Source organism: Microcoleus sp. K1-B1 (assembly GCF_036704705.1).
Lineage (GTDB): Bacteria > Cyanobacteriota > Cyanobacteriia > Cyanobacteriales > Microcoleaceae > Microcoleus.
Genome location: NZ_JAUBSH010000090.1, coordinates 1 through 26606 on the forward strand (window position 1 = coordinate 1; position 26606 = coordinate 26606).

Here is a 26606-nt window from a genome sequence, read left to right on the forward strand (position 1 = left end):
TCTATCCTTGCTCTTCGCTGTGCTTATCTCAATGGTCAACTTTCAATTTGATGTATTTGCCAAACTGAGATGCACCCAGGTTGGGGACGATGCCAAACCCCAAGTCTGTCAATATTTCTTCGTACACTGCTTTGGCTTTAGGATCGGTAAGTTGCTCGTATTCTATAAGTGGAAAGTGTGTCATTGTTGTGTTTGATTTTACGGCAGTTAATGGGGGTTGGAATTTACGTTTTTGTTATGTAACGCCACTCAAAGGTCGATCTTACGACCGATCTTGGCTTTAGTTGGATTGATGATAAAATGCACCGCTGTCAGCAAACCGCGAATCATGAAAATGAGCTAGCAACAAATCTGATTATTGAGGCTGGATTAAACCTGTAATTATAGCAGTAACCGGAGCCCATAAAATTCTGTTGCGATCGGGTTTTACGGGTAATTTTAGATTCTCCCAATGGTTGTTGTCAAGTATCGGCAATTCATCTGGCGCGACGGCGTGAAATCTTACCACAACTCTTGAATTAGAGATTGCTGTTCGGTTCGCTAATTTTTAGGTAAAAAACACTGTTCGATCGCTCAATCGAACTCCACAAATGGCTACAATCTTATACTCCGTCGGGCGCACAGGGGAAAAAACAAAATGCAGTGCGATCGACTTTATTGAATTAATCAGACGCTCGATCGACAACCCATACCCCAGATAAGCTAGGCTAACGCCTGCGACTGGAGTTATTATGGGTAAACTGTAAACTTCTATCATTGTCGCTGCATTTGCTATGAACCCTGCCCTGACTCAATTTGGCGCTCAGATGTCCCACCTCACGGGAGTTCGGGCAATTATGAAAGATATTATTGAAACTCTCAGAGCCGGCAGCGGGCAGGAGTTTATCAATTTGAGCGCCGGAAATCCGGTGATTTTACCGGAAGTCGAGCAGTTGTGGCGCGACTGCACTGCGGAACTTTTGGCTAGCCCAGAATACGGCGAGGTGGTTTGTCGCTACGGTTCCAGTCAAGGTTATCAGCCGTTTATCAATGCGGTATTGGCGGATTTTAATCAGCGTTACGGACTGAATTTGACGGATCGCAATATTCTAATTACTCCCGGAAGTCAATCGATTTATTTCTACGCAGCCAACGCTTTCGGCGGCTACACTACCAGCAAACAGCTTAAAAATATTGTTTTACCGTTGAGCCCAGACTACACGGGTTACGGCGGCGTTAGCTTGATTCCCGAAGCGGTAGTCGCTTGCAAACCCACCCTCGATATTGATGCAGCCGCCCACAGGTTCAAATACCGCCCGGATTTCAGCCAATTGTCGATCGACCAAACCACCGGTTGCGTCATTTTTTCCCGTCCCTGCAACCCCACCGGCAACGTTCTCACCGACGACGAAGTTAAGAAAATTGCCGATTTAGCGGCCGCTGTTGACGCGCCGGTGTTCGTGGATTCTGCCTACGGCCCTCCCTTCCCGTCCTTGAATTTTACCGAAATGACGCCGATTTTTGGTGGCAATATCGTGCACTGTATGAGTTTGTCGAAAGCCGGATTGCCGGGAGAAAGAATCGGAATTGCGATCGGCGATGAAAAAATCATTCAAATATTAGAATGTTTTCAGACCAATATGTGCATTCATTCGCCAAGATACGGACAGGCGATCGCAACTCGTGCCATTGCTTCCGGTGCTCTTGCCGATATTTCCATCAACGTAATTCGGCCGTACTATCAAAGCAAATTTGCGATCGTAGAAAGCACTCTAGAACAAGCAATGCCGAAAGATTTGCCGTGGTTTTTGCACCGGGGCGAAGGAGCAATTTTCGCATGGTTGTGGCTGAAAGATTTGCCAATGACTGATTGGGAACTGTATCAAGAGTTGAAAAAAGTCGGCGTAATTGTCGTGCCGGGAAGTTCTTTCTTCCCTGGTTTGCGACAAGATTGGCAGCACAAACATGAGTGTTTACGCATCAGTTTGACTGCGACAAATGATGAGATTGAAACTGCTATGAAACGCTTGGCTCAAATGGTAGAAAAGGTTTATCAGTCAGCAGTAAGTAGTTAGTGTTATTGGTTGGTTGTTAGTTGTTATATCAAGTCCGGTTGCACCGGAATTAATATAACCCGAAATCAGGACACGGCAGTGCCTTGTCCCTACAATAGATCGCGGTAGGGACACGGCAGTGCCGTGTCCTCTATATTATTCCGGCGCAGCCGGAATTGATATCAGTTGACTGTTAACTGTTGACTGTTGACTGTTGACTGTTGACTGTTGACTGTTGACTGTTGACTGTTGACTGTTGACTGTTGACTGTTGACTGTTAACGGTTGACTGTTGTCATTACCAATGCCCAATGCCCAATGCCCAATGCCCCATGCCCAATGCCCCATGCCCAATTACCAAATTAAACAACCCGATAAACAAAACTCAGAGTTGCCCAAACATTCACATCCAAAGCCAAATCGTCCGTCGATATCCCCGCTTTCTGCACCCCCGGAATGCTAGCAGCGTGCAAATCTTCGAGCACCGCCCGCGCCACATTTAAAGGATTCAACAGCACTCGAATTGGCAAGGAAGCCCTCGTTTGCTGGATCTCGGCTTCTATTGCAGCTAGAGTTTGATCGAAGAGACTCTCACTAAATATAATGAAAGTTTCCGCAAGTCCGATCGATCCAGATACCGCCCACCCCATCGCCCCAGCCGCCGGCACCGTCAAATTCTCCCCAGGAGCGATCGCCCGCGACATTCCCCCCACAGCGTCTTTGCCCTCAGCGCCGAGCACTGAAAGCCGTCCCCCGCTGTCCGAGCAAAACACCGCAAAGTAAACCGGGCGATCGCTCTCGTTATACAATCTGTACCGAGCTCGGCTGCCTTCTGCCAAACTTAGTATATGAGCGCTTGCGGATTTCTCACTTTCCCCGCTCACCGGTTCCAGCCGATAATCACCGCCGGCCCGCACCGGCTCTCGCTGCGCCACAGCCCGCGCTTGCGGTGCGGTAGTTGCCAAAACCGCCCGCACCTTCAGGCGCGAAGACCCCTCATTGGCTGTCAGCCGCAGCAACTTCCCAGCCTGCAAAGCTTTCAACTGCGGAGTCAAGCGCTGCACCGCCACCTTAACTGCTTCTCCCCCGTCGCCCTGAGTATCGGGAATCAGCGTTTGAGCCAAAGAAAACAAACCGTAACGGCTTTGATACAAAGCAGGCTCGTGAGGCGAGACTGTTTCGGCTAAAGTTGTTTCCGGGACTCTGCCGAACCGACAGTCAGCCAATTGCTCGCTGCCTACCGCCGAAACTTGCGGCACAGTCGCAAAGGCGCTGGTAGCGTCCACGCGCTCGATGCGTTCCAAACCTGAGTCCAAAGCTACTGTCAAACCGATGTTTCGCGGCAATACCCGAATTTCTTCCCTCACCACTTCGCCGACAGTTAATTCGCCGAAAGTTCGATCGAACCCGTCTACAACTTGGGCTTTAGCAGAGAGGCCCGTGCGTCCCCGCAGCAACAGCCTCGCGCCCTCGGAAGAATCCACAGCAAACACAGAACCCCCGGAGCACTCCAAAACCGAGGGCGACAACCCCCCCAGCCACAACTGCACAGTTTTGCCTCCATCTTCCACCGCCGTCACAGCGCCGTCAGATGCAGGGGAATTCAACATTAAATTTGAAAAATTCACCGGCGGCGCGGTTGTTAAATCGTGATTGAGAATTTGCGGTTGCTGGGATAACCCCGCGATTTGCTCGACAGTACCCGCAGCGCGACTGAAATTGACGCTGAAGCTGCTAGCGGGAGTTGCCCACCACAAAGTTTGGGTGAGGGCGTAGGTAAACAAACCTGCGGTAAATCCGTTCCACTCTTGTTCGGCGGCGAGTTGGGAATCCGCACCTGCGGCAAGTACGGTGGCCGCAGGACGAAGATTTTTGCGGGTTCGGAGGTCTTGGGCAAACGTTAATTCTGCGAGGCGAGGCTCGCCGATGGTGGGGCGGGGGCGGGAGCGAATGCGAAAGTTGCCGTTGGTGGGGAAACCCCGATAGTGGTAGCTGGTGTCGAGGATGGCGATCGCATTTTCTGTCGCGAGCGATCGCATCAACAACAACAGCGTTTCCTCTAAAATATCGTTCACCGCCCGGTTTGCTAACAACGGCACAACATCATCCGCCGGCACCAAACTGTTTTGGATTTTTCCGGGAGACTGGCCCAAACTGACTCGGCTACCGCAGCCGCTAAAGTGAAAAACTACCACGTCACCGGGTTTTGCTTGTTGAGTCAAGTGAGTTACAAAAGCCGTCTCGATATTCTCCCTCGTAGCTTGAGCGTCAGTCAAAGTCAAAATGTCCGACGGCACAAACCCAAACCGATGTATCAGCAGTTCCCGCTGCAATTCCACATCCGTGACGCAGCCGTGCAGGGGCGAGTCTGGATATTTGTCAACGCCCACCAACAAAGCCAATTTCCGGGCTGTCGGCTGCGCTAAGGCTTGAAGGTAGCGATCGCCCAACGGCAGCCACAGGGCCTCGCTGATTCCGATGGCGGCCAGCACCCGGCCAGCTTGCTGCAAAAATTCCCGCCGCTTGAGTCCCATTTTTAAATAGCTTTGAATTTTAAGTTGTGACTTTTCAGTTAAATTCCCCTCAATAATTTTAGGGAATTTAATTAAGTTGTGAGTGTTTAGTATTAAGATAATTTTTAAGTTTTAAGTTTTGAGCTTTAAGTTTAAAATTTCCCATTTAAAACTCAAAACTCAAAATTCAAAACTCTTCAGAATGTCGCAGACACCCAAGTTCAAGATTTAAATCTCGTAATTGAAAATATTCATTGCCTTGGCTAATTCGGCGGCGACTTCCGGCCGGGAAAACTGTGGCGGCGGCAATTTTCCAGCCCGCAGCATTTCCCGAACTTTGGTTCCCGACAAATGCACTCGTTGTTCGGGAGTGCTTGGGCTTGTTTTAGTTGTAGCCATTTGTTCCGTCAGTGTGCAATAGAAAGCGTGCTCGAATTTCATCGGCACAATTCCCAATTCTCCCGGCTCAAATTCATCAAAAATATATTGGGCATCGTAAGTGCCGTAATAATCGCCAACTCCAGCGTGATCGCGCCCCACGATAAAGTGAGTGCAGCCGTAGTTTTTGCGGATTAAAGCATGAAAAATTGCTTCTCGCGGCCCGGCGTAGCGCATCGCCGCCGGATTAATTGCCAAAATTACGCGATCTTTTGGATAGTATTTTTCTAGCAGAATTTCGTAGCAGCGCATCCGCACATCAGCAGGAATGTCGTCTTCTTTTGTCGTCCCGACTAGCGGGTGCAGGAACAAGCCGTCTACTGTTTCTAAGGCGCATTTTTGAATGTATTCGTGGGCCCGGTGGATGGGGTTTCGGGTTTGGAAACCGACTATGGTTTTCCATCCTTTTTCTGTGAACAGCATTCTCGATTTCGCCGGGTCAATTTGGTATTGGGGGAAACGGGGATCTGGTTCGCGTTCCAGCAGCCAAATGTCGCCGGCGAGGTTAACAGGCCCGGATTTGTCTACTACCTGGACACCCGGGTGTTTGAGGTCGTCGGTACGGTAGACGTTGAGGGCTTCTTCTTCTTTACTGTAGTGATATTTTTCTGCAAGTTCCAAGAGCCCGACAAATTCGCCCGCCGGCGAGTCGAGGCGCACTAAAGTTCCTGCTTTCAGGGGGGCGGCGACTTCTTCTGTTACCGAGAGGGTGATGGGAACCGACCAAGGAAGGCCGTTGGAGAGGCGCATTTGTTTGACGACCGATCGATAATCAGCTTCGTTCATGAACCCTTTGAGGGGACTCAGGGCGCCGATGGCGATCATTTGCAGGTCGGAGATCGATCGATCCGACAACTGGACTCGCGGCAGGGACTCTGCTTTGTCGAAAAATTCTTGTCTTTGGTCTAGTGTGGCAATGCGGTTGACCAGGATGCCGCCGTGAGGGGCAATGCGGTCTGAATGCTGGCTCATGTCGATTTGAAGTTGTGGGTTTTAGCTGCCAGAGTACATAGTACCAAGTGCAGGCTGCAATTCTACATTTTTTAATTGTTCTGGACTTGTGGAGAACGCTGCTTTTGTAGCGCTGTAATTCTTTAACTGTAAACTCGCGCACTCAAAACTCTCAACTTTCGCCTCAAGTCTGGACTTGAAATTCTTCGGGATCTATTCCCCAATTTACCCAGCTAATCGCTTCTTTAGCCGATCGCACTTTTGGCGGCACTCGCAAGGCATGAAGGTGTCCCGTACTCGGACAAGTCATCTTTAACAAATAAATTGGCTCTATGTCAATATTATTCTCAATTTTCAACAAAGTATATTCTTGGTAGGGGTAGCCCCCCGTGGCTACCCACTTATCCAATTCAGTTGCTTGCAATTCTTGACAAATTTTCGGATAGCCGATCGCCTGAATCAAAACTCGACGCACTTCGGCATTCTGTTCTGTTAATAGCCATGAAGCTTGCCAAGACTGCGGCGGAACTTGACCGATTGTTTCCGGCAGTCGCACGCCGCGATAAGAGTATACACTCAACTTGTCAGCAAATTCAACCGCTGGTTGACCTTCGGCGTGGAGCAAATATTCGCTATCAAAATGAAGTTGAATCGGGCGATCGCACACAAAGCACATTTTCTCAAACGGGTAAATCCAGCCACAGTTTTCCACTAAAGATTTAAAGGCTGAGTATAAAGGGCGATCGAACTCCAAATTTAACACGCCAATACAAAAATCAACCCAACTTCCGTGACAGGCTGACAGTTCGGAAACTATGCTGTTATTATGATAAGTCTGATCGATCAGGAATCTCTGAAATCTATCGCCCAACTTCCTTGCTAATTTGACGTAAACTTCGTCTTTAACATGAAGGTGGAGTTGATTCATCAGTTGAGCGTACAGCGGATTATAGAGTTGGCTGTAAATTTTATTTTCCAGCTTCCTGTCCAGTTGACTTCTTAATATATCGTACAATTCATTATGAATTTTGTTTCTGATTTCGCTGGCCATTCCCAGACCAGAATCGCGTATCCTTAGCGGTTCAATTGCTTGCAAAGCTATGTAAGGGCTGTCACAGAAAATAATTTCCGGTTCAGGATAGCCGATGATGTTGTAGGCGGTGTTGATGGCCGCTGTCGCTTGCGGGCGATCGATCGGTGCGATCGAAAGTCCAATTGCTCGCCACTGCTCGCGATAAATCGGAATTAGCGCTGTTTTTTCTGGAGTCATTGCGATTATTGGTACAGCTATATTAAATGAATTCCGGTTGTATTGAAATGATTAAACCGCAGAGGGCGCAGAGAATACAGAGAAACGGAAGAGACAGATGAATCATTCCGATGCCAACGGATTTGATATTATTTGATTTTCGGTAAATTTTTCGCTCTCGCCTCTGGTAAAAAAATATTATTAAGTTGGTAATAACAAGGGAATTTTCCTATAAACCTATTTTATTAGATTCGTTAACTTATTGGTATAAATTAACGATTGTTTGCAAAACACCTAAAATCATAGAAACATTATCTAGACAATAAACATCAACATCAATAATTAAATTATTTCCTTCTAATTTAAGAAACCGCCAGACAACCCCAGTAGTTACGCAGCCATATATTGCAGGTATGGAATTGTGTTCGCGTTCGTTAAATAGCTGAGCCGCTACCATTTGTGCTGCACACTGGGGCAGACAAGATTCTATTTCTCCGCCTTTAGTTTCTCTCAATGCAAAAACCGGAACTTTAATTTCAAAATCAAACGGAACAGAAGACATTAGAAAGTCGCATTCCCCATTCAATCCCAGGTCAGCATCTACATCAAATGACCAACCAGAAAAAAGAGAAAATTGTCTGTTGTTCCTTTCTCTAAAATCTAACAGAATAGGAGAAATAATCCGTTCCGAACGTTCTTTTACAGTTGTAACAGCAGTGTTAGAACTAATTTCGATTGCTCTCCAAAGCCATTCGGATGGTTCTACAGGAATCACCTTGGCACTCAAAATAGGACTGAGTGATAGCTCCAATCCAAATCGCTCTTCTAATTGTTGGAAAGTAAAGGATTTGTAAGACATATTTCTCTAATCAGTCGGTGAAAATAAAGATTACTTCGAGATAGAAAGCGAGTGGATAAATTCTAAACTCGCTTGTATAGCAACCCTTGCAGGATTTTGTCAACCTCTCTTTTCTTCCTTCCTCTCTATTACCTCGAACTTCGACATCCATCCGTTAGTTAAATCCGTCGAGCGAATCCGTTGCCGAACTTCCCTCTTCCTGCTAAACATTTAACCACTCAAGGAGTACCCTGGGCGCGGGCAACAAAATCATTAACAAAAGCCCGATCGCCATTAACCCCAAAAAATCCCGCCGATCGTCCAATTCACTGACATCATTCAACGCCGGTTCGTCGTTTAGTGGCGTGAAAAACAAAATAATCGCCCACAGCAGCAAACCCTGTTCCAAAAAAGAAAGCAGCAGCATACAAAGTCTAGCAACTTGCCCGATCGCCATACTCGCTCGCTGGCCGAACATCGCGTGTACAATGTGCCCGCCGTCGAGTTGTCCCACCGGCATCAAATTAAACGCCGTCACGATCAAACCCAAATAACCCGCCACCGCTACCGGATGCAAATCGATCGCAGTTTCCGCATTGAAAGCACCACCCAAGGTTAACTTGCTCAAGAGAGTCATCAGCAGCGAAAAATTAGGTTTGAAAGAGTCAAAATTTAACATTCCCGACTTGTCAGACAGCGGTACAATAGTCGAATGATTCAAACCCCAAATTAATAATGGCACTGTCGCCACTAAACCCGCAAGGGGGCCGGCAATGCTAACATCAAATAAAGCTCGGCGGTTAGGAATTGGACTCCGTATTTGAATGAATGCGCCAAAGGTTCCTAAGAAAAAAGGAATCGGTATGAAATAAGGCAAAGTCGTGCGAATTTGGTAAAATCTGGCAGCTAAATAGTGGCCGGATTCGTGAATTGCTAAAATTGTAATTAGAGCCAGCGAGTAAGCCAAACCCTGCAGCAACATTGATGGGTTAGACTGCAAAGCTTGTTCAGTAACTCCGGCCAGTCGCGTCCCGACAAGGGTAGTTGTAAACACCGTGATCAGCAGCAAAGCTAATGCGAAAAATGGCCTGGTTACAGATTCGGTTTTGACAGGAGTTTCGCCTGATTGGTGGCTGGGATTGGGAACTATAGCAAAAAAAGGTTGACCGCTCAAGCTGTTTTGAAATACTACTAAAAAGCGATCGCCAAAAAGCCTCTCCACATTCTCCCGAATTGCCTGATAAGCCGCCTCCGGGTTGGTTCGCAACTGTCCGCGACAAATTACAGCCTGTGGCCGAAATTCCAAATCTCGCAAAAAGTAAATTGACCAAGGAAAACAATCGCGCAAACTCGCTTCTTCTGCTGCATTGATCGGGCGCACGGGCGGTTTTGGCTTTGCAGGTTCAGTCGCAGAGTCTGCTAACTGCTCAGCAGTTTCGGCGGTAATTTTCTTGCGCCCCAACTGTACCAAAAACCAATACAAAAAAGGGCAAACCAGAAAAGGTATAATTACCAACTCCGGCGGTACAGTTTTGCTCGTGCCGTAAACTAAAATCCAACCACCCCAAATCAGCGCGGGCGCCATCATTACCAGCCACAGCAGCCATATCGGAGTCCTGGTGATGCGGCTGGTGCCGTTTTGCAACAAGTAGTACGAGATCAGCCCCAATACGAACAACCATAGTAAAAAGAACATAATATTTATCCCATTCCCTTCTGAAATACTTCCTTGAAACAACAGAGTTCAGTCTCCAAACAACCCAGGCCCGTGGTCGACAATATCCTGGCTTTCCCGCCTAACCGGGATACCCTGGGTGCAACAGCCTATTTCATTGTAGAAAACCAAACTAACATCCTGGTGGATTGTCCCGCTTGGGATGAGATTAACCAAACATTTTTGCGGGAACACGGCGGCGTGCGACTGCTGTTTCTCACGCACCGTGGCGCTATCGCCAAGGCGCGGGAGATTCAGGAAGCCACGGGGTGTGAGATCCTGATTCAAGAGCAGGAAGCTTATTTACTGCCGGGTTTGAAGGTGACGGTTTTTGAGCGAGAATTTGTTGTGAGCGATCGAATCAAAGCATTTTGGACTCCTGGCCATTCTCCTGGTTCCTCTTGCCTTTATCATAGTGGCAGCGGTGGAGTGCTGTTTTCGGGTAGGCACTTGCTCCCCAACCGAGAAGCCGCCCCAGTACCGCTGTTGACAGCAAAAACTTTTCACTGGCCTAGGCAAATTAACAGCGTGAAGTCAATTATCGATCGATTTTCGCCGGAAACTTTACAATATATTTGCCCCGGTGCAAATACTGGTTTTTTGCGGGGAAAAGGATCGATCGATCAAGCTTTTGAGAAATTAGCCAATCTGGATTTAGCGGTTTGTTTACAGTCAAAACCTGAACCCTAAATGTATGCTACAAAATCAAAAAATGATCTGACGCGCTAATTATAGCGGTAAGGTGCGCCCGTCGCACCCTACATTATTCTTCAGTCTCTTAGAGATGAAGTTCGTTGGTGAAGTAGCGGTTTCAACCGCCGATTCTTACCTTGGAAAAAACTGTGGAAAAAACCGAAAAACAAAAAATGCTCGCCGGTGAATTGTATTTAGCTGCTGATGAGCAATTAATTTTAGAGCGCCAGCGAGCCCGCCGCCTCGCCAGAACCTACAATTCTACCCGTGAAGACGAACCAGACAAACGGTTAGAAATTATCGCAGAATGGTTCGGTGCAGTTGGGCGAAAAGTTGAAATCGAGCCACCTTTCTACTGCGACTACGGCAGCAATATTTATGCGGGAAACGGCTTGTACATGAATTTTGGTTGCGTGATTCTCGACTGCAATCGAGTTAACATTGGCGAAAATTTACTGTGTGGGCCCAACGTACAAATTTACACCGCTCTTCACCCCACAGACCCGGAAATTAGACTTTCTGGCCGAGAACTCGCCGCTGAAATTAATATTGGCAATAATGTTTGGATTGGTGGCGGCAGTATTATTTGTCCTGGAGTCACTATTGGCGACAATAGCACGATCGGCGCAGGCAGTGTTGTTGTCAAAGATATTCCTGCAAACGTCGTGGCGGCGGGGAATCCTTGCCGAATCATCCGGCATCTACCTTGATGTGGTACGATCGACACAATCGTGCGATCGGCTCCTTGGAGCTTAACCAAAAAATTTTAGGTTTAGAACAGCCGGTTTGAGATTTTTCACGTAAAATCCAGAAAAAAACCGTGGAATAAATCTAAAACCGCTTAATATCAAATCCGTTAGCATCGGAATAGTAAATTCGAGTTGACAGTGAACAGTCAACAGTCAACCGTCAACCGTCAACATCATTCCGGTGTAACCGGAAATGATATAATTTCTTGTTCCCGGTTTCCACACTACCAAGCTTTTCTTATGACGACTGCAACAGTTTATCCCAACGCTCCTGATCTCTGCACCGACGACTACATAGCAGTCGGTGTAGCTACCTGCTTCATTAAAGAAGAAGGCGAAGTTTTTGAAGTGCAAGTAATCGAAGCTATTCCCTCAGCAGCTTTAGAAGCAATTTTGAAGGGAATTCCCACATCCTATTTAATGATTTGCGGGACGACTTTGGGAGCAGTGCTCGACGGCGAAACACCTAAAATGTTGCCAGAATTCCCGACATCAGCTCAGTTTAGCGAAGAATTTGGCTTTCGGGCGATCGCCGCTGCCCGCACTTACAAAATCCGCCCCCAAGCTCAACTTCACATTCCCTTGGGAACAGTTCGCAACGACTTTACTTATTCCTTAGAACGCAAAAGGGTGCTCAACTCCGAGCGCGTCATTCGCACTGAAGACAACGTGAAACAGCACGAACACACTCACAAGGTTCTTTAAACAAATCCCGCAACTGGGGCAATTTAGCAGTGCCTCAGCCAGCGGATGCACCGAAAAGAGTTTTGATTGTTGAGAGATAAATTAAAGATTTAACAAGTTTTTCCTTCATTAATAATGAACGAAAAACTTTTAATATTTCGTTATTAAGCAATACTGCGGATAGTTTTGATTACCAACCGTAAAATAAGGGTTTCAAGGCGATCGCTTACTCGAAATACCAACCGTAAATCAGGGGTTTCAGACTACCAACTAAAAACAGTCTGGACTATTGAGTAAGACACACACCAAACATCTCAACCTAAAAAGTCTACTGCTCACCAAATAATTGGGTCTGAAGCCCCGTCCTTCTAGGACGGCTTTTTCGTCTTTTTGGGTTCTGAATCGAAATATTTCTTAATAGATTATTCTGTTGTTTGTTGTACTATAAATAACAGGAGGATTTAGCAATGTTTGGTTGTCAACAACATCTAATTCGAGCTAGTTCAGATACTCAATCAATCCTAGAATATCTGTGTTCCGAATCAGCAAAGCTTACTAATTGCGGTATCTATTATTCTCGCCAGATCTACTTTAAAACTGGGAAAATCCCAAACCGTGCCAAACTACACAAAGTTTTGGGGACTGAAAATAGAAACCTACACTATCAAGCGTTCTATTCAGATACAGCTCAGCAAATTCTAACAGGGGTAGCAGAATCTTTTAAGTCTTTTATGGGCTTGCTCAGAGGAATCAAGGATGGAACGGTTACGCAACGCCCTAAATTGCCGGGATACCGTAAAGGCGGAATGGCACTTGTAACATTTACAGGAAGATCCGTAAAACTGAAGAATGGGATGCTGCGATTTCCTCTGGGAAGCAAGGTTAAAGCGTGGTTTGGGTTAGATGCGTTTTTCCTACCAATGCCATCTAATCTGGATTTTAAGATTATTCGAGAATATCGCATACTTCCTCGAAATGGCTGTTTCTACTTGGAGTTGATTTACAAAACAGAGAATATTAAGGCAAATGTAGACCAGGCTAAATGCTTGGCAATTGACCACGGAATAGACAACTGGCTAACCTGCGTGAGCAATGTAGGCGCAAGTTTTATTGTTGATGGCAAGCATCTCAAGTCCCTCAACCAAGGATACAATAAACGGGTTGCTTTTCTTATGGAGGGGAAGTCTAACGGCTATTGGTCTAAACAATTGGCAGGATTAACTGAAAAACGGAATCGCCAAATGCGAGACGCTGTTAACAAAGCAGCAAGGAAAGTAATTCAGCACTGTTTAGACAACCAAATTGGAACAGTTATTTTTGGTTGGAACAAAGGACAAAAAGAGTCCGCCAATATGGGAAGCAAAACTAATCAAAAGTTTGTACAAATCCCTACGGGCAGACTGAAAGACACAATAGCTCAACTGTGCGAGCAATACGGTTTAAGGTTCGTTGAAACAGAAGAATCGTATTCTTCTAAAGCTTCGTTTGTCGATAATGATTTGCTACCTAAATTTGGCGAAAAACCCAAAGGATGGCTTCCATCTGGTAAACGAATTAAGCGCGGCCTGTATCGGACAGCTCAAGGCTGGTTAATCAATGCAGATTGTAACGGTTGTGGAAATATTGCTAGAAAAGTAGCGGTGATGCTTGGACTCGATCTAAGCGGAATCAGTAGGGGCGATTTGACAGCGCCTTTAAGGCATAAATTATGGACTTAAGAATCCCTGTTGCTTCAGCACAGGGAGTGTCAAATCACCTCAATAACATAAATTATTAACGACTGTAAAAAATAATTAAGTAGTTGATAAACTTTTTTAAGTTGTCAAAAATGTGGTATAATATTATTCCTGTTTAACAAAGTGATATCCAATCGGGTAGCATCGGAATTAATATTACCCACCGCTAGGACACGGCAGTGCCGTGTTCCTACAATTAATCTGGGTAGGGAAACGGCACTGCCGCGTGCTTTATATCATTCCGGTGCAACGGGAAACGATAGGAGCTGCTCGGGGGAAAAATTAAAAAATCCCCGCAATTATTGAATGCTAGTAGTTTAAGACTACTGGGGGGCGGGCGAGTAGATCGTAGGTGAGCTAAGGATTTCAATCTCACAAATTGGTCAAACCATGCGAAGCTTTGCGAGAGTAAAGTGGTGGAAATTAACTCGACTATTGCCAGCGAGATTAAAGGGCGAATACCATCTTGGGTATCAAACTGCGCTCTTAATTTTGGCGGTAACAATTCTGGCAGCTAGCATCACTGGTTGTATCAGCTATCAAAGCGTTCGCCGCTTGATTATCACCAATTTAGAGCGAAATGCTTTGTTAGAAGTTAGGGATCGGGCCAACAAGATCGATCGCTGGCTCGGCACTAGAAAGGCTGAGATCGAAGTCCTCGCCAACACTCCTCCCGTTCGTTCGATGAATTGGTCAGTGGCAGAGCCTTATTTAAAATCGGAAGTAAATCGACTACAAAAATTCCAATACTTCACATTAATTGATCCCGACGGTTCTTATTTCACCACAAAAGTCGGCAGAGCGTTGATTAATGTTAGCGACCGCCCACACTTCAAAAAGGCAATGGCTGGGGAAGTCTATGTTTCCGATCCTACCCTTTCTCGCACGCTCAAAAAACAAAGGATTGTTCCCATTTCGGCTCCGGTGTGGTCAAATTCAGCAAATTCTATTGATAAAACAGCACAAAAGCCGATCGGAGTAATGAACGGCGTCATTAGCATCGACAGAATTGCCCAAGTAGTAAGAAAGCTGGAATATGGCCCCGGAACTTATGCTTTTGTTCTCAATTCTCAAGGAGTGCCGATTGTGCATCCCGACGCTCGATTAATCGGAAATATCGACAATTCTGCCCCCAGTCTTTTAGAGTCCGCAGATGCTAATTTGGCAAATGTAGCGCGGGAGATGGTTTATCAAAAAACTGGCATTGTGCTGACTCAAATCAACGACGCCAGAGTTTATGTTGCCTATCTTCCTTTAGAACAAGCTGAATGGTCGATCGCCCTCGTAATTCCCCGCGACAATCTCGAAAAAGAACTCCTTCCTTTCAAGATACTAGCAGTAGCCGCCGGCGTACTTGCCGCCGCAGCTATTTTCTCCGCAATTGTGGCGCTCAAGCTGTTTGCCCTAAATGGCATTCGCAGTCGCACAGAAGCCCTTCTCCACCGCTTAACTGGCCGCATTCGCGCTTGCTTGGAGCTTGATCGCATCCTCCAAACTACAGTAGACGAACTCGGTACTTTACTGAAGCTCGATCGAGCAATTTTCGCATGGTACGATCCCCGACAAGATACTTTAGAATTTGGCTGGGAATATTGCCGGGAAGGTTTACCGGGGCGCTTGGGAATCTTTGGTGTTCCAGGAGGGCCCTCTGGAGATTTAGCTGCACGGCTTCACCGCTGCGAAACGATACTGCTACATAAAACCGCCGCCCCTGATGTCACAGCGTCTGAGGAACACGCCTATATCGAACTCACAAATAGTCACTACGCAGCAGTACCCGTACTAACTGAGAATCATCGGCTTGGATATCTGTTCGCCTGTGCAAACCGCCGATTTGCGACTCCCGACGAGGTGCAAGTTTTGGAAGCAATTGCCGACTCGCTGGCGATCGCAATTTCCCAATCCCAACTCCACGGGCAAATTCAAGAAGAACTCAAACTTTTGGAAGAAGTATTAGCCAAACTCCGAATCACCGAAGAGCATTTAGTACAAAGCGAAAAAATTACAATGGTTGGTCAACTTGCCGCCGAAGTTGCCCAGGAAATTAATAACCCGATTAACTTTATTTACGGTCGCCTGATTCACCTCAATGATTATATCAAAGATTTGCTTAGTATAATTCGCCTCTATCGAGAACAATATCCCGAACCTGTGCCACGAATTGCCCAAAAAATAGAGACTTGCGACCTAGATTTTATCAGCCTAGAGTTGCCACAAATCCTCAATTTTTTGAAAATAGGAGCCGATGGCATTCGCCAGATAGTCCTGGCTTTGCGAAATTTTTCACTTCCTGATGAAGCCAACAAAGAACACGCCAACGTTAATGAGAGCATCGACAATCTTTTGCTGTTGCTGGCTCACCGACTGGAGCCAAAAATATTAGTAGTCAAAGAGTACCACAACCTGCCGCCAATTTTTTGTTATCCCGGTCAACTGAGCCAAGTATTCGCGAGTCTGATCAGCCATGCTATAGATGCAGTTAAAAGTCTTGAAAATTCCGCTCAAATTATTACAATTAAAACCGATATTGTCGAGGAATATAAAGGCAGATTTATTGTTGTCTCGATCGCCCACAATGGCTCTATAATTCCGCCGGAAATTCAACACAGAATATTTGAGGATTTTGGCCATAATAAATCATTTAAAAATTTTACAGGATTGGAGTTGTCGGTTTGCTATAAAATTATTGTAGAATTGCACGGCGGCCGCCTTACAGTTGAATCTCCGGTGCAATCTCAAATTAAATCTAAAACTGGGGGCGGTGCGGAGTTTACGGTAAAATTGCCAATCGTTTGATATCGCATCTTGCCGCCAGGGAAACCAGTCGCAAATCTTGCTAGCAAGCTGCGCGAAAAGCTGAATTTGGCTTCGTAGTCAAGACTTTAGTCGTCATAAAACAGAGGGCTGAAGTCCTCAGTATAGAGCTAATGATCATTTGTTAACCCAAATTGCTATAGCAATCCTTGCAGGAGTCATAAATTTTTTACCCCACCCCAACCCTCCCCTTGCCAAGGGGAGGGAGTAAGAAATTCACAAATGATGCGAGGATTGCTATATGATAGGATTAGGGAAATAATAAAGGTGCAACCACAGCAAACAACCAACCTCCCATTACCAAGACTTCCGCAACAATTAATAAAATATTTCTGTTCATTTTTAAATTAAGAATTTTCACATTAAGAGCGATCGACCAAAGAGCGAATTTTCTTCCACCAAGCAGTCGGCGAATCTTCCGGGCGATATGCGGCCTCAAACATCGACAAAATTAGCGGCAAACCCCCCACCTTCGCACTCATAAACAAGTGCATTGCCAGACAAAATACCAATACCACCCAACCAGAAGCGTGTAAATAATACCAAACCTGCGTCAATTCCCCAGCCGGCAGCCATTCTTCCTTCACCATACTGCCAGAAGCGATTGAAAAAGTCAGTGCCAGCAACATCAACGTATTCACAATCCGGTGCAAACTGTACCACCAAATCGGTTTTCCCAACTGCGTTAGTTTCCCAAAAGAATCCGGCTGCACCAAGCGTTTTTGACCTGCGTGGAAACTGTACAATGCAAAAGCCGGCATTATTCCTAACAGCAACATCTTGCCAAAAGTGCCGTGAATCCCGATAATATCTGCAATCTGAGGCACGGGGACTTGGCCAAACCGTCCATCGTAGGTGTTGTAAACCAGAAATGCGCTCAAAATTGCTAAAAGGGCGATCGCAGCGTTAACCCCATGCAGTAATCTGAGCAGCAATGGCTGGTAGGGTCTAGATGGCGGCATAGTCAATTCTGCTACTTGATAAATAATCTTTTAGAGAATACAGCTAAGCGCTGATATTTTCAACCCTTGCCAATTGTGAAATAAATGTGAGTCAAAAATGAATAGATTATGAGAAGAACGCAATTATCTCAAAAATCAGTGTAAACTAAAACAGTCAAGAGGAACACTTTATTTATAACACCTAACACTTTACAAAAATGGATGCAGCCACTACCATATTACTTTCCTTGGGACTAGCAGCAGATGCTTTTGCTGTCGCTGTTTCTAGCGGTTTAGCAATCAAACACATGAAGGTCAATAAAGCTTTAAAAATTGCCTTATTTTTCGGAGGTTTTCAAGCTTTAATGCCCGTAATAGGATGGTTAATCGGTCTTAGTTTTAGTTTTTTGATCACACCGATCGACCATTGGATCGCTTTTGGGCTTTTGAGTTTCATTGGCGGGAGAATGATTTATGAATCGCTGCAAAGCGAAGAATGCGAGAAAAAGTTCAATCCCTTAGATACGGGGACTTTGATAACGCTGTCGGTGGCGACGAGTATCGATGCCCTCGCAGTTGGCCTCGGATTTGCTGTCCTGAAAGATTCTATTGCTCCTGCGGTGACTGCGATCGGATTTATTACTTTCTTTTTAGCCTTTGCAGGCGTGTTTATCGGTCACAAGTGCGGCAACTTATTTGCTAATAAAATTGAGATAGTGGGCGGAGCAATTTTGATTTTCATTGGCAGCAGAATCTTGTTTATGCACTTGACAGAAGTGCCATTAGTTATCGGCAATTAGTCGGTAGTCAGTAGTCAGTAGTCAGTAGTCATTGGTAATGGAATGGGTAATTGGCAAACAGGTAATTGGCAAAAAGGTAATTGGGAATTTTCCCAAATGACAACTGACAACTGACAACTGACAACTGACAACTGACCCAAAAATGCTATAACAGCAATATTGTGTTAAAGGATAAAATTTTCGTGCTGAAACTTTACGGCGCAGCCCGCAGCAGGGCCTCAATTGTCAAGTGGTATCTAGAAGAAATAGCGGTTCCCTACGAATTCGTCACCCTAGATATGCAAGCAGGGGCACACTTGCAGCCAGAGTATCTCGAAATTAACCCGATCGGCAAAGTACCGGCAATTGTTGACGGAGATTTCAAACTTTGGGAATCCGGCGCAATTCTGCTGTATTTAGCTCAAAAATATGGTAAAATGCCAGACACTTTGGAGCAGCAAGCTCAAATCGTGCAGTGGGTCACGTTTGCTAACGCCACCCTGGGGCCGGGAATATTTACAGAAGCAACTCGCGATCGCGAAACTCCCAAGTTGTTAAAACCGTTAAATGAAATCTTTGAGAAACAGCCGTTTTTAATGGGTGATGAATTCGGCGTAGCCGACGCAGCAGTCGGCTCAATGTTGGCCTACATTCCAATGATGCTAAAACTAGACCTCAGTGCTTATCCGGCTGTTGTAGATTACATCAAGCGGATTTCAGAAAGACCGGCATTCAAAAGTGCGATCGGCGGTAGCTGAAGCCCGAAAGAAGAACGAAACAAAACTTAATACCTAAAAGCAGGGGCGATTTGTGAATTGCCCCTGCTTTTGATGAAATCAAACTTATCTAAATCCGACAGCCGCCTGCCAAACAAAAGCCAGCAGCAAGAAAAATACGGGAATGACCGGCAAAACATTAACCAAAGGCTCAAAAATCGAATAAGCTTCGGGCAGTTTTGCTAAGAGTAATGCAGCTTCCATGAATCAACCTACCTATCCAACAGAATTTTCATAATTGTCGCATATCTTTACCCACGGCAATCATGATTGATCGACTCTCGGTGCAAGCCAGTAGGCAAACTCTTCAGTAAATCGATCGGCCAAAATCGCCTCCCGCATCCTCCCAGTAAAGCGAATCAACTCCGTCACATTGTGAAGTGCCAGCAAAGTATACCCCAGCACTTCGTTAGCCCGCGCCAAATGGGCCAAATAAGCCCGACTGAATTTTTGGCAGGTATAACAAGGACAAGACTCATCCAGCGGAGCAAAATCCTCCCGGAACCGAGCATTTTTCAAACTCCAGCGTTCCCCACCGACAAAAGCCGTCCCGTGGCGGGCCAGCCGAGTCGGAATTACGCAGTCAAACATATCTACGCCACTCGCCACCGCCAGCGCCATTTCCCGATAAGTCCCAATCCCCATCAAATAACGCGGTTTATTTGCCGGCAACAGAGGCGCTGTCACCTTCACAATCTCTGCGATCAAATCCCCCGATTCCCCCACACTAACCCCGCCGATGGCGTAGCCCGGTAAATCCAAATCTACCAACTGGTTCGCCGCGCGCGATCGCAAATCTGGGAAAACGCCCCCCTGGACGATGCCGAACAAAGCTTGATCCGGGCGCGAGTGAGCTTGAATGCAGCGTTGCAGCCAGCGGTAAGTGCGATTTGTGGCAGCCTCCACCTCCTCCCGCGTAGCGGGGTAAGGGGGACACTCGTCAAAGGCCATAATCACATCGGCGCCCAACTCATTCTGAATTTCGATCGATCGTTCCGGCGTCAAATTAATCATGCGGCCATCGCGGGGAGAACGAAAAGTCACCCCATTCTCAGAAATAGTTCGCATTTGGCTCAAGCTAAACACCTGAAAGCCCCCCGAATCCGTCAGCATCGGGCCTGGCCAAGCCATAAATTTATGCAATCCGCCCGCGCCTGCGACAATTGCTTCCCCCGGCTGCAGGTGCAAGTGATAAGTATTTGCCAAAACCATTTGAGAACCCGCCGCCTCAAGATGTGCCGGGGTCAAAGTTTTGACATTAGCTAGCGTCCCCACTGGCATAAATTTAGGCGTTTCCACCACACCGTGGGGAGTAGCAAAAACCCCTGCACGCGCTTGGGTATGGCTGCAATTAGCCTGACATTTAAAAGAAAATTTCGCCTTGTCCTCAGTCATTAGTCCCCGATGCTCGTTAACCGCTACTCGGCCGTCCGTGTTATTTAATCTATTGTTGTTGACATCGCGACAAAAAAAACCATGACCCCGCCCAAAAACGGAGACAAGTTTCCGACAATCGTCGTGGAGGGCAAAAAATTTTAGACCTTAGTTCTACCTCCCAGATTCACGGCGCTGCGAGTAAATCTAAAATCTAAAATCTAAAATCTAAAATCGACTGACTGACCATTAAAAGGGGGAATCATCTTCGTCCAATTGCAGATCCCAGTTGCCTGAGAGTACCTGATCTACAACCGCATCCAAAGCCGCAGCATTTAAATTCCGGGCGAATTGCTCTTGCAATGGATTGGAGAGAGGAATTAACCGCAACTGCCGTCCATCTTGAATCAGGTCAAAATAAGCACCATCTTCAGGGGACTGTTTCAGTTCCAGGTAATCAAAACTATACACGTTCAAATAAAGCGCATGGTTGGCAATCAGGGTAGAACGGTGGGGGTTGGCGAAGACTTCGAGCACATAACCTTCCCCTTCGCTATAAATCTGGCCATCTTGTATGTGAAGGTAGCGGACACGTCCTAAATCAAACAGCAATCTTTTGATATCGCGTTTGTTGACGACGATCCCTGTATCGATGATGCAAGGAGCAACTACCCTGTTATTCAATTGATCGTGACTCATGGAGTAAAAGCCTCTGTTGTAGTATTTTCCCGTCTTGAAAATCAGGGAGTTAGCTAGAATTTTTGGGAATGGAAACGCGGATCTTGAGTTTAGTCTTTTTAGATAGGGAGCTTGGGGATCGCTGCCGACAGAGGTTTTCCGGGGAAAAGAGCTCGGACAGGAGGAATTGCTCGATCCAAAAAACTAGGGTGTTACAGTCCAATTCTGGCACACGCTAATCGATTGACAACTGCATACCAGATGAAAAATTTTCTATCTTATGGTGCATGATAAATGGGTTCGCTCTACGATCGACTTTTTCCGGAATCAAGGCGCTGCCATCGCAGCCGCAGTCGCTTTTTATACTTGTTTGCCGGTACCAGTGTCTTGGACTTTGGAGTTTCGGGGCATTGCCCGCTTGGCACCGGCGATCGGGCTTTTGATTGGGGGGATGCTGGGACTGGGGGATGTTGGGTTGCAGTTGTTGGGAATGCCTGCTCTGACTCGATCGGCCTTGGTGGTAGTTTTGGGCATCGCCGTGACTGGCGGGCTGCACCTAGACGGGGCAATGGACGCGGCGGACGGGCTGGCTGTACCCGACCCCGTGCGTCGGCTGGAAGTCATGCGGGACAGCGTTACAGGAGCCTTTGGAGCGATGGCTGCGATCGCGATCGTGCTGCTGAAAACTGCCGCTCTCTCGGACTTGAATAACTATCGGTGGCTGGCTTTGATGGGTGTCGCCGGTTGGGGGAGGTGGGGCCAACTGGTGGCGATCGCCCGCTATCCCTATCTCCGGGCAGAGGGTAAGGGAGCTTTTCACAAGGAATCGATTTATTCTCCTTTTGATTTTATACCGGGAGTGCTGTTGCTGCTGAGTTTGAGCGTGGTGCAAGTTGTCTTGGAGGGCGATCGGTGGCTGTTGGCGGTGGGGATGGCTTTGGGGGGAAGTGCGATCGGAATTTTTGCCGGAGCCTGGTTTAACTACCGTTTGGGCGGCCACACGGGCGATACTTACGGTGCTGTAGTCGAGTGGACGGAGGCTTTGTTGCTGTGTCTTTTGGCGGCTTTGGAAGGTTAAATTGTTTCTGAGTTAACGGCATCATTCTGCATCATCCAAACGAAAAAGCTGAGGATTTGCTCGACTGGGGGCAGAGGATAGACGGATAAGTCGATCGTCACAGTTTGGTTTTCGAGTTTGATAAATTGCCATTGAATGCCATTACTCACGCTCCCATAAATGATGGGGATGTTTTTTTCTTTGGCTTGATTGAAGCGTTGAGCGGCAACCATTTCCGCAATACACTGACCCAATCCGCTTTTGAGGTCGGTCTTTTTAGCTTCGACAATTACAACGGCGGGGGCTTCAATTTCTAGCACTTCGGACGATCGCGTCAGTAGAAAATCAAACACTCCATTCAGTCCGACAGCTTCGTCGATGGTGAAATCTTCGCCGGAAAAAAGGCTAATTTGGCGATCAAGAATCCGCCTCACTTCCAGCAGTACGGGATAGATGATTCCTTCCGATCGCGCTTTTTCACTTCCCGATGTGGCGACGATGGGGAGGCTATCTTTGAGAGTACCGCTGAGGATGTCTGAGGGTGCGATCGGGTTTAGCGGAGGTATAAAGCGAGAGCCTTCTTGAACTGTGAGACCGAAAGCTTGTTTCGCTTTGGCGATCGTAGTAAATTGACTGTATGGCATAATTTTTTCGAGTTGACCATTATAGGTTTTGTTTGGGTTTAAATTACAGTTGAAATTAGGTTAAACTGTAAAATAGTTACTCTGTTATTGATTGTTGAAACTATTACTTGAGTGCCGAACTATCCGGCTGCCGAAGACTAGAAGAGGCGGAAATCAGAACTCGCATCAGATATGTTTTATCCTGCTGACTGCCAAGTGCTGCGTTAAATTATATAAAGCTAACCTCAATTTTTTTGAAAGCTATGGGATACTTGATTGCTGCGATCGTCCTCGGAATGTTAATTTGGGCTGGGTTCGAGATTGTCCAAACAATCCGCAATTGGGAAACGAATCCCGAAGAAACCACCAGCAAAATTCAAGCTGAAATGGTCAAAGAAACATATCGCGGTCAATTTGGTGCCGATGCGCTGGAGGGAGGGAGTCAGGCTGTCGGAAACGCACTCCACGCCGGCCACTGCGCCGCCGAAGCTGCGACTTGCGAATCTGCTCCAAGTGCGATCGGTCATGCTGTAGAAAGCTTATCGCACCTGCTGCACCATTAATATCGTGTCTGCTAGCGTAAATTGTGGAAGTGTTTTTGATGCTGTAGGGGCGGGTTTTACCAATAATCTTTGACGCACGCAAACAATCTCATAAACCCGCCCCCCACAACTAATAACCTATATCAACCTTGACTTTTATCTAAGGGGAAAAATGTAGGTAGAGGTTTACCGTTGAGAGATGGGGCGGGTTTATGGGATGATTAGTTTTTGGCGTAGATAGTTGGTAAAACCCGCCCATACTAGGTCGCCAATTTTACAAAAACGAACCAATTAAACATGATATAAAAACAAAAAATGAATGGAAAATCGAATTTAATTTTTTCCATTCATTCTCACTTTTTAGGCTTTCGGCTCAACCCAAACCGTCATCCCCTCAACCCTCAAACCTTTGCCGCGAGTGCCGCAATATTGACCGTTAGCAGTAACAGGAGTATCGCCCACATTCTGGATATGAGCCGTATAAAATACGTCGTATTTATCAGCTTGTGGCCCTGTCAGCCGCGCGGCAAATCCCTCAATGCGCTTGGCTTTGCCCCGGAATCCAGCTAGATCACCCTCATCGATCCAAGCAGTGTCGCCAACTCCTTCAACGTGAGCCATGTACTGCAAATTTAAACCGGCAACGGGAGGCTCTATTTTAATTTGAAATCCTTCCACGCGGCGGCCTTGCGCTTTAGTACCCGCGTATTCTCGATCGCTAAAAGTTCGATCGCCAATTCCTTGAATGTGCGCCAACACTTTTAAACCCACAGGCGCCACTGTTTGGGAACTCGCAGACGGCGCGATCCAAACTTTGATGCCCTCTATTCTCAAAGCTTTGCCGCGAGTGCCGCAATATTCGCCGTTGGAGGACACGTCGGTGTCGCCAATATTCTGAATGTGAGCGCTATAAAATACGTCGTATTTATCAGCTTGCGGCCCGCTCAACCGCACCGCAAATCCTTCAATTCGTTTCGCTTGACCCCGAAAACCCGCCAATTCTCCCTGGCTGAGCCAAGGAGTATCCCCCACACCTTCGACGTGAGCCATGTACTCGACATTTAAGCCGGGAATTGGCGGATCGATATTAATTTGAAATCCTTCGACGCGCCGCCCTTGACCCTTAGAACCCGCGTATTCTTGAGCTCCGAAAGTTCGATCGCCAATTCCTTGAATGTGCACCAAAACTTTGATGCCCAAACCGCCCTCTACTGCCACCGGTTGTTGAATGTCCCTAGGTGCGCCAAAAACAATGTTCCCGGAACCGGTTGTCTGAAGAGACTTAGGTACTTCCACGCTGGGAACAATAATCACCTCGTGCATGGGGGCAGAAGGTGCGGGGGATTCCAAAATCTGGATCTGTGGCGCAACAGTAACTTGTTTCGGTGCCACATTTCCTGACGGGATGACAATCACTTCTGGCAAAGGTTCGGCGCTGATTTTTTGTTCTGGCGCTGCTTTAAATGCGGGTTCGACTTTTGCAGGTGCTGCTTTTACCATCTCAGCAATGGTTAATTTGCCTCTGGAAATGGCTACGGCTATTTGTTTGCCAAAAGCGGCGCTGACTGTTTCTTCGAGAATTACCCACTGTTCGTCATTTAATTTGTCTTGCTGTTCCACCAGGGCGAGCACTGCTGAAACTGGGTGTTTGCCGCTGACTAAGGATTCTGCGTCGGAATGCAGTTGAGTTGGGGTGGATTCGGAAATGGCGCGCTGCAGTTCGCGGGCTCTGGCATGAACTGATTGTAAGGGCGCGAAGTCGCTTTGTTCGCGGTGGGCGATCGCCAATACTCGATCGATCACTTTCAATGCTGCATCGCGAATTTCTGCTTTACCTTCAGAAGCTGCTGCAGTCTCGACTAAGTTTTGAATCTCTTTGAGGGAAGCAATTTCCCCCGGTGCGATCGGGGATTTGTTGAGTTCGAGAGCTTGTTTTTGGACTGTGGCAAAGTTGCGGCTGTAGGCGGCTACTTCTTGCAGCAAGCTGTCAGAGGGAGGAAGGCCGGACTCTTGCAGTTGTTTTGCTGCTTGGGATAGGCGATCGGCCAAATTAGCATAAGTTTCCGATAGTCGGGCTATTTGTTGTAGCAAATCTTTATGATTTAGTTCCATATGTCTTGTCTTGCAGTAAATATTTAACTTGCTGATTATAGACGTTGAGCGTCTTCTGAAGGTAGAAGGCAGTAGTCATCAGTCATTAGTCTCAGGGAAGAAGAAAAATGCTCCCCCTATCCGACTCCTCCACTCGGACACTCTCCGACTCCCCCACCCACACACCCGGACACTCTCCGACTCCCCAATCTCCGACTCCTCCTCTGGCATCCCCCGCGTGATCTCCGTCACAACCGTGCAAATACTTAGTCACACTCTGCGACTCCGGCTGTCACGAGTGGCCCGTCACAATGTCACACCTATCGAGCAATAGCCGTCACTGCTGATTCTGTGAAAACAGTTGATACTTAGGCTTGAACCAATAAAATCCCGAAGTGTTATGGTACTAATTCGCGATCTCGCCCAGCAAGCTCTGGCTCTAGGCTATCTAACCCTTGAAGCCGAAAATCAACTGCGGCGGATGTTAACTACCACCCAGTATGACTTGGAAGACTTAAATGCTTTTATGGCTTTGCAACTAGCAGCGATGTCCGGAGGAGTGAAACAAGAGTCTCGCGAGCTGAAAAAATTTGAAATCTTTGGCGAGACGGCTTCCGAAACTTCCTGTTAGTAATTAGTTGGCTTTTGATTAGTTCAAATTTAGTAATGGACATTTCTACCATGCAGATTCGTGAAGTTGTAAAACAAGCTATTGCCGCTGGATATCTTAGTTTGGAAGCGGAAAAGGAAATGCAGAATATTTTTTCCTCAGCCAAGTGTGATTTGGAAGATTTGAATGCTTTTATGAGTTTGCAGTTAGCTGCGATGGCGGGCCGCGTGAGGCAAGAGTCTTTGGAATTGATAAAAATGCCAAATTTCCATGATAGGAATTAATTTTTTATTCAATTATCTGGGAATATAAATATTAAGGTTTATTTTAAATAAAGGGTGAAAGCATATAATTATTTGCTGAGTTATATACTAATTAATTTAAAAAATATTGGTATTTTGGTTCAATGGGTGTTGAGCCAATTAACTAAAATTGAAATAAATATTTAAATGAAGATTTAAGTGGATAGTGAGGACTTCACTCGTCAAAGGTCAGGCTGGGATGACCAGACCTGTCAAGGCGTAGTCAAAGTGTTTGGTTCGTAAAATTTGAGCATTATTATTGAGATGTTATTTAAGCTGTTCTACCTTGAAATTGTCTGTTAAAAAACAATCAAAGTTTTGTGGGTGGGCGTCCTGGCCCCTGGCCGGGTGCATCTCAGTTTGGCAAATACATCAAATTGAAAGTTGACCATTGAGATAAGCACAGCGAAGAGCAAGGATAG

At 46.5% G+C, this 26606-nt stretch carries 26 protein-coding genes; 12 read left to right on the plus strand and 14 right to left on the minus strand.

Annotated elements, in window-relative coordinates; all coding sequences use genetic code 11:
* Window positions 1-28: 28 nt before the first annotated feature.
* Both QUA83_RS24310 and QUA83_RS24315 read right to left on the minus strand, forming a co-directional pair.
* A complete protein-coding gene (locus tag QUA83_RS24310; RefSeq protein WP_333296444.1) occupies window positions 29-184 on the minus strand; it encodes a hypothetical protein in 156 nt (51 codons plus the stop codon).
* Window positions 185-547: 363 nt separating this feature from the next.
* Window positions 548-757 carry a hypothetical protein gene (locus QUA83_RS24315; RefSeq protein WP_333296445.1) on the minus strand — a complete coding sequence of 70 codons (210 nt, stop codon included), beginning with the start codon at window positions 755-757 and terminating at the stop codon, window positions 548-550.
* Between the two features lie 16 nt (window positions 758-773).
* Between QUA83_RS24315 and QUA83_RS24320 the strand changes: the two genes are divergently transcribed.
* Window positions 774-2054: a valine--pyruvate transaminase gene (locus QUA83_RS24320; RefSeq protein WP_333296446.1), complete on the plus strand. Its 1281-nt coding sequence runs from the start codon at window positions 774-776 to the stop codon at window positions 2052-2054.
* A 161-nt stretch (window positions 2055-2215) separates the two neighbouring features.
* Here the strand turns inward: QUA83_RS24320 and QUA83_RS24325 are convergent, their stop codons facing one another.
* The 6 genes from QUA83_RS24325 to QUA83_RS24350 all read right to left on the minus strand — a co-directional run bounded on the left by QUA83_RS24325 (window position 2216) and on the right by QUA83_RS24350 (window position 9717).
* Window positions 2216-2380, minus strand: coding sequence for a hypothetical protein (locus QUA83_RS24325; RefSeq protein ID WP_333296447.1), 165 nt, complete (start codon window positions 2378-2380; stop codon window positions 2216-2218).
* Between the two features lie 14 nt (window positions 2381-2394).
* Complete coding sequence (locus QUA83_RS24330; RefSeq protein WP_333296448.1) at window positions 2395-4566, minus strand: caspase family protein; 2172 nt, start codon at window positions 4564-4566, stop codon at window positions 2395-2397.
* A 207-nt stretch (window positions 4567-4773) separates the two neighbouring features.
* Window positions 4774-5955: a sulfate adenylyltransferase gene (gene sat, locus QUA83_RS24335; RefSeq protein ID WP_333296449.1), complete on the minus strand. Its 1182-nt coding sequence runs from the start codon at window positions 5953-5955 to the stop codon at window positions 4774-4776.
* Between the two features lie 163 nt (window positions 5956-6118).
* Window positions 6119-7204, minus strand: a complete 1086-nt coding sequence (locus tag QUA83_RS24340) for a DUF6745 domain-containing protein (RefSeq protein ID WP_333296450.1) — start codon at window positions 7202-7204, stop codon at window positions 6119-6121.
* Window positions 7205-7442: 238 nt separating this feature from the next.
* Window positions 7443-8042, minus strand: a complete 600-nt coding sequence (locus QUA83_RS24345; protein ID WP_333296451.1) for a hypothetical protein — start codon at window positions 8040-8042, stop codon at window positions 7443-7445.
* A gap of 202 nt (window positions 8043-8244) precedes the next feature.
* Window positions 8245-9717: a site-2 protease family protein gene (locus QUA83_RS24350; protein ID WP_333296452.1), complete on the minus strand. Its 1473-nt coding sequence runs from the start codon at window positions 9715-9717 to the stop codon at window positions 8245-8247.
* A gap of 33 nt (window positions 9718-9750) precedes the next feature.
* Between QUA83_RS24350 and QUA83_RS24355 the strand changes: the two genes are divergently transcribed.
* From QUA83_RS24355 to QUA83_RS24375, 5 genes are all read left to right on the plus strand, one after another.
* Entirely contained in the window at window positions 9751-10425 is a 675-nt protein-coding gene (locus QUA83_RS24355; RefSeq protein ID WP_333296453.1) for an MBL fold metallo-hydrolase, read from the plus strand.
* Between the two features lie 152 nt (window positions 10426-10577).
* Window positions 10578-11138: a sugar O-acetyltransferase gene (locus QUA83_RS24360; RefSeq protein WP_333296454.1), complete on the plus strand. Its 561-nt coding sequence runs from the start codon at window positions 10578-10580 to the stop codon at window positions 11136-11138.
* A gap of 279 nt (window positions 11139-11417) precedes the next feature.
* Window positions 11418-11882: a hypothetical protein gene (locus QUA83_RS24365; protein ID WP_333036242.1), complete on the plus strand. Its 465-nt coding sequence runs from the start codon at window positions 11418-11420 to the stop codon at window positions 11880-11882.
* A 446-nt stretch (window positions 11883-12328) separates the two neighbouring features.
* Window positions 12329-13579 carry a transposase gene (locus QUA83_RS24370; protein ID WP_333296455.1) on the plus strand — a complete coding sequence of 417 codons (1251 nt, stop codon included), beginning with the start codon at window positions 12329-12331 and terminating at the stop codon, window positions 13577-13579.
* A 453-nt stretch (window positions 13580-14032) separates the two neighbouring features.
* On the plus strand, window positions 14033-16393 hold the full coding sequence (locus tag QUA83_RS24375) for a cache domain-containing protein (protein WP_333296456.1): 2361 nt from the start codon (window positions 14033-14035) through the stop codon (window positions 16391-16393).
* A gap of 380 nt (window positions 16394-16773) precedes the next feature.
* Here the strand turns inward: QUA83_RS24375 and QUA83_RS24380 are convergent, their stop codons facing one another.
* Window positions 16774-17373 carry a cytochrome b/b6 domain-containing protein gene (locus QUA83_RS24380; RefSeq protein ID WP_333296457.1) on the minus strand — a complete coding sequence of 200 codons (600 nt, stop codon included), beginning with the start codon at window positions 17371-17373 and terminating at the stop codon, window positions 16774-16776.
* 197 nt (window positions 17374-17570) lie between these two features.
* Here QUA83_RS24380 and QUA83_RS24385 point away from each other — a divergent pair, with 197 nt between their 5' ends.
* Both QUA83_RS24385 and QUA83_RS24390 read left to right on the plus strand, forming a co-directional pair.
* Window positions 17571-18152 carry a manganese efflux pump MntP family protein gene (locus QUA83_RS24385; RefSeq protein WP_333296458.1) on the plus strand — a complete coding sequence of 194 codons (582 nt, stop codon included), beginning with the start codon at window positions 17571-17573 and terminating at the stop codon, window positions 18150-18152.
* A 182-nt stretch (window positions 18153-18334) separates the two neighbouring features.
* Window positions 18335-18889: a glutathione S-transferase family protein gene (locus QUA83_RS24390; protein WP_333296465.1), complete on the plus strand. Its 555-nt coding sequence runs from the start codon at window positions 18335-18337 to the stop codon at window positions 18887-18889.
* 84 nt (window positions 18890-18973) lie between these two features.
* On the opposite strand, the gene QUA83_RS24395 is transcribed toward QUA83_RS24390, so the two are convergent.
* The 3 genes from QUA83_RS24395 to QUA83_RS24405 all read right to left on the minus strand — a co-directional run bounded on the left by QUA83_RS24395 (window position 18974) and on the right by QUA83_RS24405 (window position 20980).
* Window positions 18974-19111: a photosystem II reaction center protein K gene (locus QUA83_RS24395; protein ID WP_006634808.1), complete on the minus strand. Its 138-nt coding sequence runs from the start codon at window positions 19109-19111 to the stop codon at window positions 18974-18976.
* 60 nt (window positions 19112-19171) lie between these two features.
* The gene (gene tgt / locus QUA83_RS24400; protein WP_333036234.1) at window positions 19172-20302 is read right to left on the minus strand and encodes a tRNA guanosine(34) transglycosylase Tgt; all 1131 of its coding nucleotides are present in this window, start codon (window positions 20300-20302) and stop codon (window positions 19172-19174) included.
* A 228-nt stretch (window positions 20303-20530) separates the two neighbouring features.
* The gene (locus tag QUA83_RS24405; RefSeq protein ID WP_333036232.1) at window positions 20531-20980 is read right to left on the minus strand and encodes a hypothetical protein; all 450 of its coding nucleotides are present in this window, start codon (window positions 20978-20980) and stop codon (window positions 20531-20533) included.
* A 259-nt stretch (window positions 20981-21239) separates the two neighbouring features.
* On the opposite strand from QUA83_RS24405, the gene cobS reads away from it, so the two are divergent.
* On the plus strand, window positions 21240-22037 hold the full coding sequence (cobS, locus tag QUA83_RS24410; RefSeq protein ID WP_333296460.1) for an adenosylcobinamide-GDP ribazoletransferase: 798 nt from the start codon (window positions 21240-21242) through the stop codon (window positions 22035-22037).
* Here cobS and QUA83_RS24415 read toward each other — a convergent pair.
* On the minus strand, window positions 22034-22660 hold the full coding sequence (locus QUA83_RS24415; protein ID WP_333296461.1) for a hypothetical protein: 627 nt from the start codon (window positions 22658-22660) through the stop codon (window positions 22034-22036). The genes cobS and QUA83_RS24415 overlap by 4 nt on opposite strands.
* Window positions 22661-22902: 242 nt before the next feature.
* Here QUA83_RS24415 and QUA83_RS24420 point away from each other — a divergent pair, with 242 nt between their 5' ends.
* The gene (locus QUA83_RS24420; RefSeq protein ID WP_333296463.1) at window positions 22903-23202 is read left to right on the plus strand and encodes a hypothetical protein; all 300 of its coding nucleotides are present in this window, start codon (window positions 22903-22905) and stop codon (window positions 23200-23202) included.
* 339 nt (window positions 23203-23541) lie between these two features.
* Here the strand turns inward: QUA83_RS24420 and QUA83_RS24425 are convergent, their stop codons facing one another.
* Window positions 23542-25293: a hypothetical protein gene (locus QUA83_RS24425; protein WP_333296464.1), complete on the minus strand. Its 1752-nt coding sequence runs from the start codon at window positions 25291-25293 to the stop codon at window positions 23542-23544.
* A gap of 379 nt (window positions 25294-25672) precedes the next feature.
* Between QUA83_RS24425 and QUA83_RS24430 the strand changes: the two genes are divergently transcribed.
* Complete coding sequence (locus tag QUA83_RS24430; RefSeq protein WP_242723336.1) at window positions 25673-25903, plus strand: hypothetical protein; 231 nt, start codon at window positions 25673-25675, stop codon at window positions 25901-25903.
* Between the two features lie 35 nt (window positions 25904-25938).
* On the plus strand, window positions 25939-26166 hold the full coding sequence (locus tag QUA83_RS24435) for a hypothetical protein (RefSeq protein ID WP_445301808.1): 228 nt from the start codon (window positions 25939-25941) through the stop codon (window positions 26164-26166).
* The last annotated feature ends 440 nt before the right edge of the window (window positions 26167-26606 follow it).